We start from the raw sequence: 4,148 nt of genomic DNA, 5'->3' as shown, positions 1-4,148 counted from the left end.
CAAGTTGTGCTGCGTTGGTTTGGTGGGGGGGGTTGCCGCTGCGCCCGGGGCCCGCTCCGCTTTTCCTGGGGTTTTTTGCTGCGGCGTCTTCGCCCCGGAAGCCGGCATCGGGGAAGCGATCTGCGTGTCCGCGACCTGACGGAATACGAGCTTCGCGGCGTACGCCGCTCCTACAAACCGGTGATCAGGGCTGGTACAACGCCCGCGCATTGGCAATCACCCGGCGCATCTGCGCGCGATCGGTATGCCGCGATATCGCCTGCGCGCCGAGCACAATTGCCTGCTCACGCAGCGGCGCAGGCACGTCGTAGTGCACGCCGCTGGGGCGGTTCTGGAAGGCTCTGCGCGGAATCCCGAGCTGCTGCGCCAGCGCATGCAGCTCGGGCAAGGTGTCGGCCATCAGATGCGCCCAGCGCTCACCGCGCCAGGGATGTACCGCATCGTCGATATAGACCGTCACGTTCGGCCCTGGACTCAGGCCTTGGACTTGTCGTCGTCAGCCGGCACTTCTTCGGCAATCGCGATGGTCTCGCCTGCGACGTCTCCAGCTGCCGCTTCAGCGGCTTCTTCGCCTTCGATGCCTTCAAACTCGGACACCAGGCCGGCCAGGTAATCGTCGGCGGTCTTGCCTTCGTCAGCGGCCAGGTCGTCGATCATCTGCTGCAGCGCTGCGGAGTATTCCAGGGTGACCTTGCGGCCTTCCTTCTCCTGCACATTGGCCAGGTGCTTGAGCATGGCCAGCATCGGCACCGGGTTGTCGGCATTGCCCATGGTCTGGCCGCCGATGGCCAGCAGCCACTCATTGCCCTGCAGGCCGATGGCGGCCACGACCTGGCCTTCTTCGTTGACCAGCACGGCGTGGTTCTGCACCTGCTGCTGGGCGTTCAGGCGGGCGAACGGGCGGCGCGGGGCCTGCTTCTTGCGCTTGTCGCGCTTGGCTTTGGAGAGCTTGGACATGATGTTCGGCTAATAGGAAAACGACGCCCATTGTAGGCGCAGCGCGCCCCTGCTGCCGGAACGGGGCTCAACCGGGGCCGTCGCTGATGTCATCAGCCGGAGCCGTAGCAGCGGCCGCCGGGACGACGGTGGCCACCGGGACCGGCAGGCTGTCGGCCTGGTTCAGTGCCGCTGCTTCGGCTTCCTGGCTCATCACCACGATGCTGATGCGGCGGTTGATCGGGTTCTGCGGATTGGTCTTGTCAAACAGTACCGACGACGCCAATCCGACCACACGCGCCACCTTGGCCGGGTCCATGCCGCCTTCCAGCAGTGCACGTCGCGCGGCATTGGCGCGGTCCGCACTCAGCTCCCAGTTGCCGTAGCCCACCTGGGTGGAATAAGCGGTGGTATCGGTATGGCCGGTGAGGCTGATGTGGTTGGGCACCTGGTTGATGTAGCGCGACAGCTCCACCAGGATCGTCTGCGTGTACGGCATCAGGCGCGCGCTGCCGAGGTCGAACATCGGCCGGTTCTGCTTGTCCACGATCTGGATGCGCAGACCTTCCGGGGTGATGTCCAGCAGCAACTGGTCCTTGAACGGCTCCAGCGCCTGGCTCTTGCTGATCGCTTCCTGCAACTCCTGCTTCAAGGCTTCCAGGCGCTGCTTGTCGCGCTCGCGCTCCTGTACCGGCGTGGGCACCGCTTCCTGCCGGTTCTGGAACGGATCATTGCTGTTGCCACGCGACACGTCGGTGGCACCGCCGAGCTTGATCATCGAGGTGCTGGCGCCGCCGGGGCCGGCCATGCCCGGCGCCGGCGTACTGCTGCTGCCGGCCAGTGGGCTGGGATTGCGGAAGTATTCGGAAATTGCAGCGCGCTCGGGCTTGGTGGTGGCGGCCATCAGCCACAGCACCAGGAAGAAAGCCATCATCGCGGTGACGAAGTCGGCGTATGCCACCTTCCAGGAGCCGCCGTGATGGCCGCCGCCCTGGACTTTCTTCACCCGGCGCACGATCACCGTGGGTTTGGTCTCGGTCATGGCGCTCGCCTTACTTGACCGACTTCAGGTGTTGCTCGAACTCGCTGAAACCCGGACGCAGTGCCGAAGGCACGGTCTTGCGGGCGAACTCCAGCGCGATCTTCGGGTTGTAGCCACGCAGGCAGGCCAGCAGTGCGGTTTTCACTGATTCGTAGATGCGTGCGTCCTGCTCGGCGCGGGCTTCCACCGCTGCAGCCAGTGGCCCGATGAAGCCATAGCCGAGCAGGATGCCGAGGAAGGTGCCGACCAGCGCCCCGGCCACGTGCGCACCGACTTCCTTGATGTCGCCGCCGATCGCGCCCATGGTGATGACGATGCCAAGGACCGCGGCGACGATGCCGAAGCCCGGCAGACCGTCGGCTACCTTGTTCAGCACGTGCGCAGGTTCCAGCGCTTCGTGGTGGTGCTTTTCCAGCTCCAGCTCCAGCAACGGTTCCAGCTCGTGCGGCTCGATGTTGGAGCCGATCATCAACCGCAGGCAGTCGGTGATGAAATCGAGCAGGTGGTGGTCGGCCAGGACCTTGGGGTAGTTGGCGAACACCGCGCTGTCCTGCGGGTTCTCGACGTGGTCTTCCAGCGCCATGAAGCCTTCGCGGCGGGCCTTGTTGAGCAGTTCGTAGAGCAGGCTGAGCACGTCCAGGTAGTCCTGGCGCTTGTACTGTGGGCCCTTGAACACGCTGACGGTTGCCCGCAAGGTCTGCTTGACGGTCTTGAGCGGCGTGGCGATCAGGAACGCGCCCAGTGCCGCGCCACCGATGATGACCAGTTCGTAGGGCTGCCACAGCGCGGCCAGGCGGCCATGCGCACCGACGTAGCCGCCCAGGACAGCAAAGATGACAACGAGCAGGCCGACGATGATGAGCATGGGGGCAGACAAGGGATGGGGATATCCCGTTGTCGGCCGTCAGCGGAAAATCTGTAGCGCCGAGCCATGCTCGGCTGGGTGCAGCAAACCCTGTAGTGCCGAGCCATGCTCGGCTGAGGCTTTACCGGTAACGCTCCTGCCGAGCATGGCTCGGCACTACAGGGTTTGCTGCACCCAGCCGAGCATGGCTCGGCGCTACACCTGTGCTTACGCTTACGCAGCCGGCTGCGCCTCGGCTCCACCACGCTGCAGCGGGTCCGGGTAGGGCTGGCCGTTCTCGACAAACCCCAGTGACACCGAATTCAAGCAATGCCGTTCAAAGGTCGGCGGCGGACCGTCCGGGAACACGTGGCCCAGATGGCTGCCGCAACGCGCGCAGACGATCTCGGTGCGGATCATGCCGTGGCTGATGTCGCGGATCTCGCGTACATGTGCCGGATCGAACGGGGCAAAGAAGCTCGGCCAGCCAGTGCCGGAATCGAATTTGGTACTGGAGCGGAACAGCGGCAGTGCGCACAGACGGCAGCAATACACCCCGTCGCGCTTGTTATCCAGGAACACGCCGCAGAACGGCGCCTCGGTGCCGTGATGCAGCAGCACGCGCTGTTCTTCGCTGCTGAGCCCGGCGATCAGGGCATCACGTTCGGCATTGCTGGGAGGGGACAGGTCGAAGGCGGTCATGGCGCGACATCCGTGGGGCAGGTAGCAATGGTAGGGGCGGGCAGGGGCCAGTCCAAGCGCGCATTCATGGCCGCGCAAGCTGTGCCGGCGCATGCTCGGCTGGTGGACGAACGGGAGGTGCCGATGAAATCGATGGCGTATCCGCTGCTGGTACTGCTGGCGATCATGCCGATGTTCGCTCGGGCGCAGCTGCAACCGCCGCCGTCACCGACGGCAACGCGTCCAGTAACGCTGCCACAGCCGTCGCAGCCGCCCGCAACAGGGCGCCAGCCAGATGCGTTGCCGCCAAAGCCGATCACCAAACCCAAGTCGGCGCCGAAGGCCAAACCGATCACCCAGCCGGTGCAGCCGGTACGGCCGATTTACGACAGCAAGGGCCAGCCAGCGCCACAGATGCGTCAGACCAGCCCAGGCCGGGTACTGGATACGCGCACCAATCGCTACTACGACACCGTGCCCAGTGGGCAGGGGCAACAGGTAGTGCCGCCGCCGGCCGGTACGCGCTGAACCTGTAGCGCCGAGCCATGCTCGGCAGGAGGCTTTACCGATAGAGCGTCCGTGCAGTGCCGAGCCATGCTCGGCAATGGTGCTTCACCGGTAGAGCCTCTGCCGAGCATGGCTCGG

Annotated in this window: 6 protein-coding genes; 1 reads left to right on the top strand and 5 read right to left on the bottom strand. The window is 65.2% G+C overall.

Annotation, left to right across the window (positions count from 1 at the left end; genetic code table 11):
• Positions 1–184 precede the first annotated feature (184 nt).
• The 5 genes from ACVOL0_RS20110 to msrB all read right to left on the bottom strand — a co-directional run bounded on the left by ACVOL0_RS20110 (position 185) and on the right by msrB (position 3,524).
• The gene (locus ACVOL0_RS20110; protein ID WP_282273319.1) at positions 185–460 is read right to left on the bottom strand and encodes a DUF4031 domain-containing protein; all 276 of its coding nucleotides are present in this window, start codon (positions 458–460) and stop codon (positions 185–187) included.
• Between the two features lie 14 nt (positions 461–474).
• Complete coding sequence (locus ACVOL0_RS20105) at positions 475–957, bottom strand: hypothetical protein (RefSeq protein WP_481550587.1); 483 nt, start codon at positions 955–957, stop codon at positions 475–477.
• A 67-nt stretch (positions 958–1,024) separates the two neighbouring features.
• Positions 1,025–1,978, bottom strand: coding sequence for a flagellar motor protein MotB (motB, locus tag ACVOL0_RS20100; protein ID WP_481550586.1), 954 nt, complete (start codon positions 1,976–1,978; stop codon positions 1,025–1,027).
• A 10-nt stretch (positions 1,979–1,988) separates the two neighbouring features.
• On the bottom strand, positions 1,989–2,843 hold the full coding sequence (motA, locus tag ACVOL0_RS20095; RefSeq protein ID WP_057626758.1) for a flagellar motor stator protein MotA: 855 nt from the start codon (positions 2,841–2,843) through the stop codon (positions 1,989–1,991).
• A gap of 213 nt (positions 2,844–3,056) precedes the next feature.
• Complete coding sequence (msrB, locus tag ACVOL0_RS20090) at positions 3,057–3,524, bottom strand: peptide-methionine (R)-S-oxide reductase MsrB (RefSeq protein WP_481550585.1); 468 nt, start codon at positions 3,522–3,524, stop codon at positions 3,057–3,059.
• A 66-nt stretch (positions 3,525–3,590) separates the two neighbouring features.
• On the opposite strand from msrB, the gene ACVOL0_RS20085 reads away from it, so the two are divergent.
• On the top strand, positions 3,591–4,031 hold the full coding sequence (locus ACVOL0_RS20085; RefSeq protein WP_481550584.1) for a classical arabinogalactan protein 4: 441 nt from the start codon (positions 3,591–3,593) through the stop codon (positions 4,029–4,031).
• Positions 4,032–4,148 lie beyond the last annotated feature (117 nt).

Source organism: Stenotrophomonas sp. STEN021 (genome assembly GCF_056760175.1).
The sequence above is the reverse complement of the archived record's forward strand: the minus strand, read 5'-3'. Positions and strand labels throughout refer to the sequence as shown.